Consider the following 15898-nt stretch of genomic DNA (forward strand, 5'->3'; position numbering starts at 1 on the left):
AAATGGAGTTAAAACTATGTACTTTAGTGCATGTCGCTTTCAGCTTCTAAAAACTTTTGACACGAATTTCACGAATTCACACGAATTCAGTTTTACCATATTTCACGAAGCAGACTTTCAGTCTGCCAAAACGAACCTATGGACTTCCAGTCCATAGGAGTGGTTTAGTCAATTATTTTGTTTTAAAACTTACAGCCTTTGTTATTTTTTAATGTTTCAAAAACTTACAAATAAATACAAATTCATATTATAATAAATCCCAATGTTCCTATAAACAAAACTTCTGGCTTAAGCCTTTAGTCTTACAGCTTTATTGCATATCTTTGTGCCTTAGAATAAATCTAAATAGGTAATGAAACTTAACAAACAAGATATATTAAAAGCACTAAAATCTATTACGGTTCCGGGAGAAGGGCAAAATATGGTTGAAAGTGGTGCTGTAACAAATGTAATTACTTTTGGAGATGAGGTTATTGTAGATATTACTATTAAAAACCCTAGTTTACAAGCAAAGAAACGTACCGAAGTAGATATTCTAAAAACGATTCATGAGCAGGTTTACGAAAAAGCTAAAATAACAGTAAATGTAAAAGTAGATGCTCCCGAAAAGCCAAAAGCAAATGTTATTAAAGGGAACCCAATACCCGGAATTCAAAATATAGTGGCCGTAGCGTCTGGAAAAGGCGGTGTAGGTAAATCTACAGTAACAGCAAATTTAGCAGTTAGTTTAGCTAAAATGGGTTTTAAAGTGGGCGTTTTAGATGCCGATATTTATGGGCCATCTATTCCTATTATGTTTGATGTTGAGGCAGAAAAACCTTTAGCAGTTAACATTGAAGGAAAATCTAAAATGAAGCCAATAGAAAATTACGGTGTTAAGGTATTGTCTATTGGGTTTTTTACGCAACCTAATCAAGCCGTTGTTTGGAGAGGTCCCATGGCGGCAAAAGCCTTAAATCAAATGATTTTTGATGCGCATTGGGGAGAGATAGATTTCTTATTATTAGATCTGCCACCGGGAACAGGCGATATTCATTTAAGTATTATGCAATCACTTCCTATAACAGGAGCTGTAGTTGTTAGTACACCCCAAAATGTGGCTTTAGCCGATGCGAAGAAGGGCGTTGCTATGTTCCAACAAGAAAGCATTAATGTGCCAGTACTAGGAATTGTAGAAAATATGTCATATTTTACACCAGAAGAACTACCTGATAATAAATATTATATCTTTGGAAAAGAAGGTGCTAAAAATTTAGCCGAAGACTTAAAAGTTCGATTTTTAGGAGAATTACCATTAATACAAAGTATAAGAGAAGCTGGAGATGTTGGTCGTCCGGCAGCATTACAAACAGGAACTTCTTTAGAACAAGCGTTTGAAGAATTAACACGAAATATTGTTGAAGAAGTAGTAAGACGACATGAAGACTTGCCCCCTACAGAAGCAATTAAAATTACAACAATGGCTGGTTGTTCAGCAGTTAAAAAGTAAGCTATGACAACAGAAGAAGTAAAATTAAATATTGAAAAAGCCCTAGATGAAATCCGTCCGTTTTTACAAAGTGATGGCGGAGATATATCATTATTGTCTATAGAAAATAATGATACACTAGTAAAGGTACAACTTCATGGTGCTTGTGTTGGTTGTAGTGTTAACCAAATGACACTAAAATCTGGTGTTGAAATGACGATAAAAAAGTATGTGCCTCAAGTAGAGGAGGTTGTAAATATTGAATAAAATTTAGATAATTTTTTCTCTTCTTAGGAATGTATCTAAATTATCAGCTATTTCAAAACAGCTACTAACTTTTGATATTTTATTGCAATATACAGACTCTGTATTTTTAGTGCTACAATTAAAATCTGACAAGTCTATTTTTTCAAATTTTTTATTAATTATGATACATTGTTTGTAAAGACTATCAATTGTTTTGTAATTGCTGGGATCCACATTATTTTTTATAAGATAGCCTTTTAAATAATTTTCAATGGCATATTGAGAATTTTTACAAACCAAATAAGATACAATGTCTTCTTCTGGCTTAAAAAGCTCTTTATTTGCCTGATCTAGTTTTTGAGAAGCATTTAAAAAATGCTTAATGGCTTCATTTTCCATAATAAATATTAAATTCACTTAAACGTTATCCTCTCTCTATGTTAAATGAGATAACATAGAGATATATTTTAAGACATCAGGATATTTACATATCTCTGTAAAGTTCTAAGCGTTCCCATTTTGAGTTAACCTCTGCTTGAGCTTGTTCTAAAAGTTTAGCTCCAAGTTCGGCATCGTCTTTAGCCACTCTGGAAAAACGCGTTTCGTTATACATAAAATCTTTAAGCGGTATTGAAGGCGCTTTAGAATCTAATTTAAACTTCTTCCCTTTAGGTTTAGACGGATCAAATCTAAATAATGGCCAATAACCGCTTTCTACAGCTTTTTCTTGCTGTAAAGCACCATCAGCAAGATCATAACCATGTTCACCACAATGTGAGTACGCAATTATAATAGATGGTCCGGGATACGCTTCAGCTTCTTCAATAGCTTTAAGCGTTTGAAGGTCTTTAGCACCAATTGCAATTTGGGCCACATACACATTTTCATAAGAAACAGCTTGAAGTGCTAAACTTTTTTTGCTAGTCCGTTTACCAGATACAGAGAATTTTGCACTAGCTCCTAAAGGTGTTGCTTTAGACGTTTGTCCGCCGGTATTAGAGTAAACCTCGGTATCTAACACCATAATATTAATGTTTTCTCCAGAAGCCAAAATATGATCTACACCACCATAGCCTATATCGTAAGCCCAACCATCACCACCTATAATCCATACAGATTTTTTACGTAGATATTCAGTTAATTGAGCCAATTTTTTAGCGTTTTCATTATTGATACTTGCAAGCTTGATTTTTAACTTATCAAGATTTTTAAAGTTTTCTGCTTTTTCTGTTTCGGTTTTTTCAGGATTGTTAAGAATAGCATCAATCAATGCTGTTCCAACATCTTTTTCAATAGATTTAAGTAGGCCTACTGCAATTTCTTGTTTCTTGCTTAAGGCTAATTTCATACCTAAGCCAAATTCTGCATTGTCTTCAAATAAGGAGTTAGCCCAAGCAGGACCTCTGCCAAACGCATTGGTTTTATATGGTGTTGTTGGTAAATTACCGCCATAAATAGAGGAGCACCCTGTTGCGTTTGCTATTAAAATGCTATCTCCGTACAATTGGGTTAATAATTTGATGTATGGTGTTTCGCCACAACCGGAACATGCGCCAGAGAATTCAAATAGAGGGTCTAAGAACTGTGATCCTTTTACGTTTGTAATTTGTAATTCTGTTCTGTTGTAATCGGGTAGTTTAACAAAATAATCCCAGTTCACGTCCTCTTCTGCTTCAACTTCAAGCTTTTTATGCATATTGATAGATTTAAAGTCTGGGTGTTCTTTACTTACAGCTGGACAAACAGCAACGCAAAGATCACAACCAGTGCAGTCTTGAGGTGACACCTGAAGCACATAAGATTCTTCATCTTTATTAAAAGGTCTTCCTTTGGCTGGTACATATTTTAATGATAATGGAGCATCAGAGAACTCATCATTTCTAACAACTTTTGCTCTTATGGCAGCATGCGGACAAATAGCAACACACTTATTACATTGCGTACATAAATCTACATCGTCCCAAACCGGAACATTGTCGGCAATACCACTTTTTTCGTATTGTGTTGTTCCTGTTGGAAATGTGCCATCCACTGGAAATGCACTTACAGGAAGTTCATCTCCAAAACCACCAAGGATTTTTTCTAAGACCTCTTTAATAAATCCTTCAGGAGCATGGTGCATGGCAGTTTGTATATGCTTTTCGCTAGTAGCCTTTTTGGGATAATCTACTTTTTCAAGATTTGCAAGCGCATTGTCTACAGCTGTAAAGTTCATTTTAACAGTTCTTTCTCCTTTGTGGGAGTAAGATTTTACAATGGCATCTTTAATTCGTTGAATAGCTTCCTCTTTTGGAAGAATGCCAGAAATGGCAAAGAAACATGTTTGTAATACCGTATTGGTACGTTTACCTAGATGAGATTCAGCAGCTACTTTACTCGCATCCACGATATAAAAATTAGCCTCTTTATCAATAATTTCTTTTTGTGTTTTTTTAGGGAGATGGTTCCATATATCATTTTTAGAGTAGGGAGCGTTTAATAAAAAGGTTCCACCATGCTTTAAATCTGCAACCATGTTATATTTTTCTATAAAATTGAATTGATGACTGGCAATAAAATCTGCTTTATCAATTAAATATGAGGAATAGATTGGTTTCGGACCAAAACGTAAATGGGAAATGGTTTGTGCTCCGGCTTTTTTAGAGTCGTACACAAAGTACCCCTGTACAAAATTATCTGTGGTGTTTCCAATAATTTTAATAGAATTCTTGTTAGCGCCTACGGTACCGTCTGACCCTAATCCATAGAACATACAATTAATCGTATGGCTTTCTGTTTTAAACGATGTGTCGATTGGTAAACTTGTAAAGGTCACATCATCATTAATACCAATAGTAAAATGGTTTTTAGGGACATCGTCTAATAATTCGTCATAAACCCCTTTTACCATTTGCGGTGTAAACTCTTTTGAAGATAAACCATAGCGCCCACCAACCACAATAGGCATGTCTCTATCGCTTTCATTTAGAGCTGTAATGATATCTTGGTATAGCGGTTCGCCAACACTTCCCGGTTCTTTAGTTCTATCGAGAACGGCTATTTTTTTAACGGTTTCTGGTAATTCATTAACAAAGTGTTTAATAGAGAACGGTCTAAATAAACGAACAAATAAGACGCCTACTTTTTCCCCGTTGTTTACCATAGTTTCAACGGTTTCTCTTGCTGCGCCTTCGCCAGACCCCATGAGTATAATAACACGTTCTGCTTCTGGATGACCTTCATAATAAAATAAACTATATCTGCGTCCGGTATGTTTGTAGAATTCGTCCATAGTAGTTTCAACAATGTCCGGTACTTTTTCGTAAAATGTATTGGCAGCTTCTCTGGCTTGAAAGAATACATCCGGATTTTGCGAGGTCCCTCTTATTACCGGATGGTCCGGGTCTAGCGAGCGTTTTTTGTGCTCTAAAATCTTATCTTCGGGCATCATGGCTTTAATAACATCATCGCTAATTGAATCGATTTTAGAAATTTCATGTGAGGTTCTAAAACCATCGAAAATATTTAGAAAGGGCACTCTGGATTTTAAAGTTGCTACCTGCGATATAAGGGCAAAATCGGAAGCTTCTTGCACAGACCCTCCAAATAACATGGAAAACCCTGTTTGCCTGGCTGCCATAACATCAGAATGATCGCCAAAAATAGAAAGCGCATGTGTTGCAACGGTTCTGGCGGCAACATGTATTACGGAAGGTAATAATTCACCTGCCATTTTATACATATTAGGAATCATAAGCAGTAACCCTTGTGAAGCTGTAAAGGTTGTGGTTAAAGCGCCAGCTTGCAAGGAACCATGAACAGCTCCTGCGGCACCACCTTCACTTTGCATTTCTACGATTCTTGGTATATTTCCCCAAATGTTTGTTTCTCCTTTAGAGCTAAATACATCAACATGTTCTCCCATAGGGGATGCTGGGGTTATTGGATAAATGGCACAAACCTCATTCGTTTTGTGGGCTATTCTTGCTACAGCTTCATTGGCGTCGCAAATTAATTTTGAGTTATCGCTTTTCATAATATATAAAATTTTAACGAAATATTTGTGAAGTTATAAACTAAACATCTCATATTCTATGATTTATGTCAGGTAACCATGTTAATAATAAAGAGTTGTGATTTATTTAGAAGTGTTAAAAAAAGTTGACAAGCTTACATAATAAGATTTTTCTTAGATTTGAGTGTTCTGGATTTAGATAAAGATAATTAAGGGGTGTATATCAAACCTTAATTTAAGGGATAAACGCACTTTTAGTGTATATATAACAAGTTGGCAAACAGTTAACCAAACCAATAAAAATCGAAATACAATTAACTTTTTATCTTTCTAAAGAACTTTAAAGCTGAAAAAAGAATCGAATAAAAAACACGAATTGAACGAAAGATTGACAATAGAATATAAAAACAAACGTGAAAGACAAACTATAGGTTTGTTTTTTGGAATTGCTTGGATTATTATGGGTTTATTTAAAATATTTGAACCTGAACAATTTGAATGGACAAATACGTGGTTTTTAATATTAGCTATTATTTTTATTTATGGACTTTTTTATCGGAAAAGAAAACAATATCTGACTTTGGAAAATGGTGTGATTTCAAAAAACTCTTTATTTCACAAACCACTAAAAATGTCGGAAATAAAACGGGTTGAAAAGAAACCGAAAAAATATATTCTGAAAACCGATTTGAGGAAATTTACAATTGACACAAAAATTATCGCAGAAAAATCTCTTTCGGAATTAAATGCGGAATTGAATAAACTGAATGTTGAATGGAATTAAAAACCGATTTGCCAACACCGTGTATAATTCATTGCTAGTTATAGCCTACTTACGAAAGTCCTCGCGGACTTTCTATCTGTGATTTATTTGCTAACTTTAGTGCTTAAACCACGCAACGAAATCATACACAAACACGTTGGCAGTAATTTGAGGAACTCGTTAACTCAATGAATTCCCACTTACACTCATTTTAACTTTTATAAAATAATCAACTGAATTATTTTAGACTTAAATTAAAAAATATGATTCTGAGAAAAATAACCCTTTTATTTTCTTTATGTCTAATTTTTGGGTGTTCAAGTAAGCTTGTGCCTGTTGAAATTCATATAGATTTAAAAGAAAAGAAAGATAAAACTAAATATGAAAATTTAAGTATTGTTGTTAAACATCTAGGAAAAGTTGAAACCATAAATAGTTTAAATACCATTGATAATTATAAAAAAGGAGAGCTTCTTAAGTTTAAAAATGCTAAGATTTTCCTGAATATCAATTATGGAGATAGAAACTGTGGATTTGAAAAAGTCATTGATCAAAAAGGTAAATTAAAGTATCAACTATATGATAATGGAAGAAAGAAGTTTATTGATTTATACTTTTTAAAAGATAAATTCAAATACGAAGAACTGGTACATCTTCATTTAAATGACCAAATCAATTTCCAACAAGGAATTCATTTAAAAGACTGGATTACTGATAAAGACACAAATATTATATTTTCATCTGGTGAGCTATTTGATTTGAGTAATATAAATCAAAACTCAGAAAAATTAATGTTTAAAGACTTGACTATTAATATTAAAAACAACGAATTAACAACGCTATGGTTTATTAATAAAAAAGAGAATGAATTTATAGAAAAAAGAAAACAATATGCAAAGGATCTGATTAATGAACTAAATGGAACGACTACTATAAGTTTTAACAATTTAAAATTTTACATTGAAAACTCAGAAAACTTCAAATTAAGAAAGATGTTTCAAATCAGAAATGATGGAAAAGAAATTATTGAATTTGAATAAAAACTACTGCAACAGCGTATCCTATTAATTGCTAGGTAAGTGCTTACTTGGAAAATTCCTGCGGAATTTTCCGCTGGCAAGTTTTTGTTTACTAAATTAGTTACTTAATCACGCAACTCATAGCCGAGACCGTCAGACTATCTCAAAACCTCTTATTTTGGTTTTGGTATTCGGATAGGTATCTTTGAAAAATCTCAAATATGAGATTCTCAGAGAAGTAAAAATAGTTTTGAGACAGACTGCCGTTGTGCACAATAAGACTATGACAAGAACAATTAACATAATTTTCGGAATATTAATAGCTTCATTGCTATTTACAAATTGTTCTTCTGACAAAAAAAGGAATAGGAATATTCCCGTCGATTCGATTACCGAAATTGACTCCGTTCTTTCTGCAACGACTGAAAACTTTGAAATTCAAGCAAACCAAGAAAGTGTTTTGAAAGGCAAAAAAGGAACTTCTATTTACATTCCTGCGAATACATTTCAATTCACAGACGGAACTGAACCAAAAGAACCTATCACAATAAAAATTAAAGAGTGTTTTAGTCTTACAGATATGATTTTCGAAAATCTTCACACTATTTCTGGAGACAAAATACTTGAAACTAATGGAATGATATATCTAAATGCAGAAGTAAATGGTAAAAAACTTTCTATAAAAAAAGGTAAAGCTTTTGCCGTTGGATTTCCAAAGAATGAATTAGACAAAGAAATGGATTTGTTCTATGAATTTAAACTTAATGATAGGGTAAAAACTTGGGTGCCCGATTATAAATTCTTTGAAACAATATCGTTAGAAGAAAGTGTAGCCGAAATTGATAGTTTAGGCTTAATTGGAGACGATATTGGATATGAAATTGAATATCCAATTGAAATGACAGATGACTTATATGAATATGGTTTTTGGTCATCTGGAAGTACAGCAACTTTTTTTGAATTAAAACTAAAAGATAGTGACCAAACAATTTTAGATTACATTGAAAATCCATCAAATATAGATAGTATAATAGCTCATAAGTTTTACAAAAATAACTGGACAGCAGGTTTCGATTTTTATATCAATAAGAAAGGTATAATGTATAACTTCCGTCCCGAAAGTCATTCTGAAAGAAAACAAAATAACGAAGCCTTAAAAATTGTAAAGGAATTTTTAAAATCTGCACCTGCTTTTGATATTCAATCTTACAAGGAAGAAGTAAGAACAAATTGGGATTATTATTTAAGTGTTTCGGGTACTCGTTCCATTAATTGGGATAGATTTAAACAGAAATTTAGAAACCAATATTCTAATTTAACAGATAAAGCTATTCAAAAAATTGACCCTAATGCATTGGAATATTATATGTTTTCAGCAACAGAAATGGGTTGGATAAATTGTGATAGGTTTTGGGACATAGAAGACAGTGAGAAAACTGATTTTATTGTTAAAACTAATAACCCAACAGAAACCAAAATTCGGATAATATTCAAAGACATAAAAAGTATAATGACAGGTACTTATGAAAACGGAGTTTTAGTCTTTAAGAACATTCCAAAAGGAAAAGAAATAAAGATTATTGGAATAAGTTATTCAAATGGAAAACCGACACTTGCAGTTGGAGAATCATTTACTGATTCTAAAGATTTTGAACTTACTAATTTCCAAGAATTCACGCTTGACCAATTGGAAATTGAATTGAACAAATTAACAATTACTATACACAACAACGTGTCCTATGAAAAGCACTAGCCAATTCCGATAGCTATCAAGACTTCAAAGTTAATATTTGTTTTTTATTAAAAATCATACACCAAACGTTACCTGAAAATTTTTACCAAACAGAAACATATGAAAAAAACAACATTATTTTTAGCCCTGATTTTATTAAACATCTTAATTTTTTCTTGTTCATCAGACGATAGTACTGAACTTTAAGAACCTGAACCAACCGAAAATAAATTAGTGAAAAATGTAAAATATTGAATACTATTAAAAAATTTGCTTAAGCGTATAAACAATAAAAATTTAGATACGAACTCGAACCTTTTTTTCGTTAAGAATATATTGTAGCTTGAATAGCAATTGCATAAAACCTGCAACTATTCTTATACGAACCATTGAGTGACATGAAAATACGATATTGAATGACAGAGATTATTGATTTAAGCCAAGAAATCTACGAAGGAATGCCAGTTTATAAAGACCTTCCGCAAGTTAAAATGACGGTTCATAATTCTCATGAGGAATGGAATGGCATAAAAAATCCTGAAATTAAAACACCTGCTGTTCATAAATTAGAATTAGGAGAACATACGGGAACACATGTTGATGCTATAAATCATATGGCTATTCAATATAAGGGGAAATCAATTGACAAAATGCCTTTATCTATGTTCTATACAGAAGGAATCTGTTTAGATTTTTCTCATAAAGGACTAAGAGAATTAATTGAACCCAACGAAATAGAAAAAGCTTGTGAAAAGGCTGGTTTAAAAATAGAAAAAGGAGATACAGTATTGATTTATACGGATCATTATCGGAAAAATTTTAATAGAAAAGATTGGAGTAATGGTCCAGGAATTTCAACAAAAACTGCTCGTTGGTTAGGTGAGAAAAAAATATCTGCATTTGGAGTTGAAACTATGTCGCCTGGAGTTCCAGGAATATCAAATAAAGAAGTTCATCATATTTGTGGAGAATTGAATTTTACACATTACGAAAACTTGATAAATCTTCATTTATTAATTGGAAAAGGTAGATTCAGATTTATAGGTTTTCCTCTAAAAATAAAAGGAGGAACAGGTTCACCAGTTAGAGCTGTTGCAATATTTGAAAAATGAACAATAAATTGAGGGCAACAAACGTGTTAAAAGCATAGGGCAATTAAAAAAAGGTATTCGAAATGTATCGTTTATCACCTGCCCTACGTTTTTTATACGAGACATTGTCGTCATGTAAATAACAAAAATTATAATCAATGAAAAACCATTTTATTTTACTCATAATTATAACCTTAACCTTTGGTTGTACAGATAAAAAGTCGAAAAAGGTATCGAATAATATGTCAAACTCTTCGGAATATACAGAGTATAATGGAACAGCAAGCTTAACCCAAGGAATAGCTACAACAATAGCCGAAAACATTTATAGCTGTGAGCGTGGCAGAAAAACTGATATAGGCGAAATCACATCAACAGATGGAAAAAAATGGATAGTACCTTCTGAAACGAATTATACAAATCACAATTTTCCGTTTGCAGCAGACTTATTTAATTCTTGTGAAGGGAAAAACTATGCTACACCTCAAGAAGCTTTGTCTAATTTTAATGATTCCAATACAGTTGTAATTGATAAAGATGGAGAACTTTTTACTACCTATATCTTTGCCGATAATTATTTTGAAATGTTTGTAAATGGTGTTCCTATAGGGAAAGATAAAGTTCCGTTTACAGAATTCAATTCTAGTGTTGTGAAGTTTAAAGTTCAAAAACCATTTACCATCGCTATGAAATTGGTGGACTGGGAAGAACATCTTGGTGTAGGTTGTGAACCTAATAGAGGGAAATCTTTTCATGCTGGAGATGGCGGTATGGTTGCTGTAATTAAAGACATACAAAACAATATTATTGCCACAACTAATGAAAATTGGAAAGCTCAGACTTTTTACACAGCACCTATTACCAATTTAAATTGTGTATCTGAAGATGGGGCTTACCGATATTCTAAAAATTGCGATACAAATGGTGGCCAAGATGGAGCTTTGTTCTATGCTTTACATTGGGAACTCCCTAATGACTGGATGAAGACTAATTTTGATGATTCTAATTGGCCAAATGCGACTACTTACACCAACCAAACCATTGGAGTAGACAATAAACCTGCATATACCAATTTTACTTCAATTTTTGATGATTCAGAAAATGATGCAAAATTTATTTGGTCTACTAATGTGATACTAGACAATGAAGTTTTAGTACGATACACGATAAAATAAATGAAAATGAAAAAAATCTTCTTCCTTTTATTTGTTCTAATTTTCTCAAGTAATGCCTTTGCTCACAAAGGTGGTCACGGTACACCAACAAAAGTTTGGAAATTTGTAAATAGTGATAAAACTATAACAGCAGATTTTATAAAAAAAGTAGATGAAACGGTCTATTTAAGAAATGAAAATCACGAAGTTTTGACTTTTAATTATTCTGACTTCAAAAAAGAAGAGCAACAATATATTTTAGAAAGAGTAAATTGGATAAATGCTAAGAATACTATACAAGATAAGCATAGTGCCTTTTCAAGTAGTAATGAGTCAATTTGGTTAGTGCTAATTGGAATAGTATTACTACTATTTTCTGTTTTTAACTTAAAGAAAAAAAGAAGCTTTTTGACTTACAGCATTTTAGGAGCTGTATTTGTTTTTTTCGGATGTAAAAGCACAAATTCTACAAAGGGTTTTATAATGGCAGCCAATGATATTTCATTTTTACAATCGGTTTTTGGTGTTTTCGATAAAGTAAACACTAGATATGACGATCAGTATTTTTACATCGAATCAGATGGCATTCCAGAACACGAAATGATGACAGGTATCACTAATTGGCAACAACAAGTTCCCATTAATCATGACTATTCTGGCAACAATGCTTGGGCAATTCCTCTGCAACCAGAATTGGCTGAAAATCCACTTTCAACGAAAGATAATTTTATGAAAGGTGCCATTGCCATTGCAGCAAATGGAATTCCAATTTTCAATCCATTAAACAATCGTGGAGAAGATGCAAATGCCATAGGAGAGTTAGACAAATGGGGCGGACATTGTGGAAGGGCAGACGACTATCATTATCACTTAGCACCAACACATTTACAATCTAAAGTAGGTAATGATAAACCTATTGCCTATGCGTTAGATGGTTTTCCTGTTTATGGAGAAACTAGTCAACAACTAGATGAAAATTTAGGACGTTTTACTTCGGATAGTACTTATCAATACCATGCAATAAAAGAATACCCCTATTTAATTGCCGCAATGAAGGGGAAAGTTGAAATAAATCCTCGAACTCAAGCTCCTGAAAACGAAATAATACCACAGGCAAAAACTAGGGGTGTTCGACCAGACTTAAGACCGTTACGTGATGCAAAAATTAGCGATTTTAAAAATACAGCTCCTCAACAATACAGTTTAACATATAAAATTGACTCATTAGTATATATAATAAATTATGGTTGGGACAGTAATGGAAATTACAACTATGAATTTGTAGACCCAGATGGAACAATTACAAATTCCACTTACAGTAGGAAATAAATACTATCGCCAGCAGGAAGTGACATACTGAAACGCCATTAAAATTAGTATATCTGCTATGGACTTGTCGCTTTTACTTAGCCTTTTTTTTCAATAGCCAAGACATGCTCATGGCTAATGAAGAATATGCAGCTCCAATTCTCAATTCTCTTTTATAAGGAGCTACTTTAGCTTTTATACGTGTTGGTGATTTTGACTCCCAAACAATATTTTCTGGGTTTGCTATTTCATATAATTGAAGAGCTACTTCTATTTTAGATGGCTGTGAAGCACCCACATTATATCCAGGATAAACCCACAATGTTTGAATATGCAAATTATATTTTGCATTAGGGTTGTTTATTGAAACTGTAATTTTTCTTTTTTCAGGTATTGCATGATTAAAGTGTTTAATAAATAATGGTGCATATACAGTGTCTCTATCTGCAAACCAAGAACCTTTAAATTTTTCACCCAATCCGGGCTTATGTTCTTCTCGTATTCGTACCTTATCTTTTATAAAATCTGCCTCTGAGGGGTAGCCATGTACGTTCATATTATCATACCCAAAAGTGACCGACAGTTCTTTTTCGCCAGCTAGCACAGAAATATCTCCAGAAGCTGTTTTTATGGTCTGACCAAAAATAGGCATCATACAAAAAATAATTAGAATGATACTAAGTGAGTTTCTCATGTTCTTTATCCAATTAAGCTAAACAAACTTAATATTTATTATGTTAATCTAAAGGCTCTGGCTAGAATATTTTCTAGCGGGTACCATACTAGGAAACAGCTGGGAGTTGTGATTTATGATTTAGACTTTAGCAGTATCCGGATTAGAAGTAATAAAAAGTTGATAAGCTTACATAATAAAGTTTTGAATATTTTTCTTACATTTGAGTGTCTAGATTTTCCATAAAGATATTTAAGATGTATATATCAAACCTTATTTAAAGGATAAACGCACTTTTAGTGTATATATAGATTTATAGGGAATAGACTAAAACCCGAAAAGAAAAATCATGAATGCTTACACTGACAAAACACAAAGGAATAAAAGTCAATCGGTTGCCAATGCTGTTTCTCAGAAGCAGAGTAACAGTAATTCAACTTACCAGTTTGAAGACAACCGACCTGAGGCTGTTGGGCAAAGAAAACTGCAAGAGATGGCTAATAATAGCCCACAAACAAAACAAGCAGCTCAATTGCAGGTAATGGCTAATGATTATTCTGCTCAACAACAGCAGCCGATTCAAAAGAAAGAAAACAACACTGGTTTACCAGACAACTTAAAATCTGGGATTGAAAATCTTTCGGGTTACTCTATGGATGATGTAAAAGTGCATTATAACTCTGATAAACCAGCACAACTACAAGCTCATGCTTATGCTCAAGGAACTGATATTCATCTAGCAACTGGACAGGGAAAACATTTGCCTCATGAAGCATGGCATGTTGTACAGCAAAAGCAAGGAAGGGTGAAGCCTACGATACAGATGAAAGGAAATGTGAATTTAAATGATGATACTTCATTAGAAAAGGAAGCGGATTTAATGGGAGCTAAGGCATTGCAATCTGAAGCTTCACTGGGTTTGCCCCTTGTACAGTCGAGTTCAGGAGAGACTGTCCAAAGAAAATTAGGTTTTGAATTTGAAATTCTAGTACAAAGCGGTGTAAAAAAATACCCATTACGTAAAGTCGGGACAGAACCTGAAGACACTCTAGAGGATGATCATGATCAGTATGAACATGATTTTCGGATAGATGCCGACAGCAACAAGCGAATCATAGAAGATAGTACGCACGAATCTAAAGACATTCCCGAAAAATGGCGTAATAAGACCATACTTGAACTCGTAACTCCACCTATTGACGAATTTGCTGTTGACGCTGAAAGTCAATTGACCACTCAAATCAATAAGTTAGTGGCATTCGCAACGGCCATTCAAATCAAAACTGAAAACCTTACCAAGGAAACTACCTGGTCGGAAGTTCGCGATCAGTATGAAGACAACATAGGGGAATGGTTGTCGGAGAAATCGCGTGAGGTTGTTAGCTATGACTCTAAAGGTGCAGGTAACTTTTCTATTGGTCGCAACCAGTCGGAATTCGAAATCGAAACAGGTAGTTCAGCTAAACAATCATTAGACGCCAGTATTCAATACACCGCAGGTATCGATATTACAGCATTACCGACCTTTTTAGACAAAATTAGAACGGACGATAAATATCGTTCTAAATCGAGCGACAAAACTCTTGATTGGAAAGGTAAAATAAACACTTTACTAAACACAAATGTCCCGGCTGTAATGACACATTTTACTGAGGAAGTATCATTAACTGAAACAGACAGAGCCAGTTTAAAAGGTTTTGTAACTGCGCTTATGATGAATTTAATGTTCGGAAAAGCTAGCTCTTCCGGTCTTAATAAAAATTATGTGCCAATATTAAATCGAACAGATTTAGCAGATGCCAGAAAACAACTTCCTGCAAATGTACAGACACTATTAAGCCAAAGTGATCATAGAAGCACAATTCGGAAAGAAATTAGAAATCAACTAGGTATAACGACAAATGACAAATTCTCTGCCAACACTAGCATTAGTGAAGATCTTACAGCACAGGACTATATGAACGCAACATTAAAAAGGAGTAAAGATAAATTAACTGATGAGTTTACCGAAGGTGGAGGCATGGAACAAATTGGGCCTGAAGACGTTGGACCATTGGATAATAGACAAAAAGGTATTGTATATGAAAATCGGTTCATGAAAAAACCTGGGCAAAAGGGAGGACGTTATAAACCCAGCGAATGGCTGACAATTACAAAAGAAATACTCAATGAAATGATTAGTCTAAATACAAGAGAATAATATAACAAAATGCTATAAAAAATAGCGCAAGTCATTACTAACACTAAGGTTTGGGCATTTTTGGAAAGTCGCCAAATTTTTAAATTTGACAATTTCCAATAAAGAAGATAAATAACGTGAATCTCGGATAAGAAAATTTATGTCAGTTTGAGTGATTCTTGCAAAAAATCGTATCGAAAACCAATAAATTTTCGACTAAAAAAGCTTCTCGATACAAAATTCTTCCAGAATTTCACTCGAAGTGACTTCT

At 33.4% G+C, this 15898-nt stretch carries 12 protein-coding genes; 9 read left to right on the forward strand and 3 right to left on the reverse strand.

The window, feature by feature from the left end; all coding sequences use genetic code 11:
• The first annotated feature begins 352 nt into the window (after positions 1-352).
• Together Q4Q35_RS09500 and Q4Q35_RS09505 are read left to right on the forward strand one after the other, a co-directional pair.
• Positions 353-1489 carry an Mrp/NBP35 family ATP-binding protein gene (locus tag Q4Q35_RS09500; RefSeq protein WP_303277736.1) on the forward strand — a complete coding sequence of 379 codons (1137 nt, stop codon included), beginning with the start codon at positions 353-355 and terminating at the stop codon, positions 1487-1489.
• A 3-nt stretch (positions 1490-1492) separates the two neighbouring features.
• Positions 1493-1735 (forward strand): NifU family protein, encoded by a 243-nt coding sequence (locus tag Q4Q35_RS09505; RefSeq protein ID WP_303277737.1) that lies wholly within the window; start codon positions 1493-1495, stop codon positions 1733-1735.
• Between the two features lie 3 nt (positions 1736-1738).
• Here the strand turns inward: Q4Q35_RS09505 and Q4Q35_RS09510 are convergent, their stop codons facing one another.
• A complete protein-coding gene (locus tag Q4Q35_RS09510; protein ID WP_303277738.1) occupies positions 1739-2113 on the reverse strand; it encodes a HEPN domain-containing protein in 375 nt (124 codons plus the stop codon).
• 85 nt (positions 2114-2198) lie between these two features.
• Positions 2199-5729, reverse strand: a complete 3531-nt coding sequence (gene nifJ, locus Q4Q35_RS09515) for a pyruvate:ferredoxin (flavodoxin) oxidoreductase (protein ID WP_303277739.1) — start codon at positions 5727-5729, stop codon at positions 2199-2201.
• Between the two features lie 355 nt (positions 5730-6084).
• Between nifJ and Q4Q35_RS09520 the strand changes: the two genes are divergently transcribed.
• From Q4Q35_RS09520 to Q4Q35_RS09545, 6 genes are all read left to right on the forward strand, one after another.
• Positions 6085-6492, forward strand: a complete 408-nt coding sequence (locus Q4Q35_RS09520) for a hypothetical protein (RefSeq protein WP_303277740.1) — start codon at positions 6085-6087, stop codon at positions 6490-6492.
• 242 nt (positions 6493-6734) lie between these two features.
• Complete coding sequence (locus Q4Q35_RS09525) at positions 6735-7511, forward strand: hypothetical protein (protein ID WP_303277741.1); 777 nt, start codon at positions 6735-6737, stop codon at positions 7509-7511.
• A 262-nt stretch (positions 7512-7773) separates the two neighbouring features.
• Positions 7774-9243, forward strand: coding sequence for a hypothetical protein (locus Q4Q35_RS09530; RefSeq protein WP_303277742.1), 1470 nt, complete (start codon positions 7774-7776; stop codon positions 9241-9243).
• A gap of 395 nt (positions 9244-9638) precedes the next feature.
• Entirely contained in the window at positions 9639-10334 is a 696-nt protein-coding gene (locus Q4Q35_RS09535) for a cyclase family protein (RefSeq protein WP_303277743.1), read from the forward strand.
• A 137-nt stretch (positions 10335-10471) separates the two neighbouring features.
• A complete protein-coding gene (locus tag Q4Q35_RS09540) occupies positions 10472-11488 on the forward strand; it encodes a hypothetical protein (protein ID WP_303277744.1) in 1017 nt (338 codons plus the stop codon).
• 6 nt (positions 11489-11494) lie between these two features.
• Complete coding sequence (locus Q4Q35_RS09545) at positions 11495-12796, forward strand: YHYH protein (RefSeq protein ID WP_303277745.1); 1302 nt, start codon at positions 11495-11497, stop codon at positions 12794-12796.
• Between the two features lie 73 nt (positions 12797-12869).
• Here the strand turns inward: Q4Q35_RS09545 and Q4Q35_RS09550 are convergent, their stop codons facing one another.
• Positions 12870-13469, reverse strand: coding sequence for a hypothetical protein (locus Q4Q35_RS09550; protein ID WP_303277746.1), 600 nt, complete (start codon positions 13467-13469; stop codon positions 12870-12872).
• A 328-nt stretch (positions 13470-13797) separates the two neighbouring features.
• On the opposite strand from Q4Q35_RS09550, the gene Q4Q35_RS09555 reads away from it, so the two are divergent.
• Positions 13798-15648, forward strand: coding sequence for an eCIS core domain-containing protein (locus Q4Q35_RS09555; protein WP_303277747.1), 1851 nt, complete (start codon positions 13798-13800; stop codon positions 15646-15648).
• The last annotated feature ends 250 nt before the right edge of the window (positions 15649-15898 follow it).

This window comes from Flavivirga aquimarina (assembly GCF_030540835.1).
GTDB lineage: Bacteria > Bacteroidota > Bacteroidia > Flavobacteriales > Flavobacteriaceae > Flavivirga > Flavivirga aquimarina.

Excerpts from the sequence above, each read along its gene's own strand:
- Q4Q35_RS09500 (WP_303277736.1), top strand. The coding sequence starts at position 353 with ATGAAACTTAACAAACAAGATATATTAAAAGCACTAAAATCTATTACG.
- nifJ (WP_303277739.1), bottom strand. The coding sequence starts at position 5,729 with ATGAAAAGCGATAACTCAAAATTAATTTGCGACGCCAATGAAGCTGTA.
- Q4Q35_RS09535 (WP_303277743.1), top strand. The coding sequence starts at position 9,639 with ATGACAGAGATTATTGATTTAAGCCAAGAAATCTACGAAGGAATGCCA.
- Q4Q35_RS09510 (WP_303277738.1), bottom strand. The coding sequence starts at position 2,113 with ATGGAAAATGAAGCCATTAAGCATTTTTTAAATGCTTCTCAAAAACTA.
- Q4Q35_RS09530 (WP_303277742.1), top strand. The coding sequence starts at position 7,774 with ATGACAAGAACAATTAACATAATTTTCGGAATATTAATAGCTTCATTG.
- Q4Q35_RS09545 (WP_303277745.1), top strand. The coding sequence starts at position 11,495 with ATGAAAAAAATCTTCTTCCTTTTATTTGTTCTAATTTTCTCAAGTAAT.
- Q4Q35_RS09505 (WP_303277737.1), top strand. The coding sequence starts at position 1,493 with ATGACAACAGAAGAAGTAAAATTAAATATTGAAAAAGCCCTAGATGAA.
- Q4Q35_RS09555 (WP_303277747.1), top strand. The coding sequence starts at position 13,798 with ATGAATGCTTACACTGACAAAACACAAAGGAATAAAAGTCAATCGGTT.
- Q4Q35_RS09540 (WP_303277744.1), top strand. The coding sequence starts at position 10,472 with ATGAAAAACCATTTTATTTTACTCATAATTATAACCTTAACCTTTGGT.
- Q4Q35_RS09550 (WP_303277746.1), bottom strand. The coding sequence starts at position 13,469 with ATGAGAAACTCACTTAGTATCATTCTAATTATTTTTTGTATGATGCCT.
- Q4Q35_RS09525 (WP_303277741.1), top strand. The coding sequence starts at position 6,735 with ATGATTCTGAGAAAAATAACCCTTTTATTTTCTTTATGTCTAATTTTT.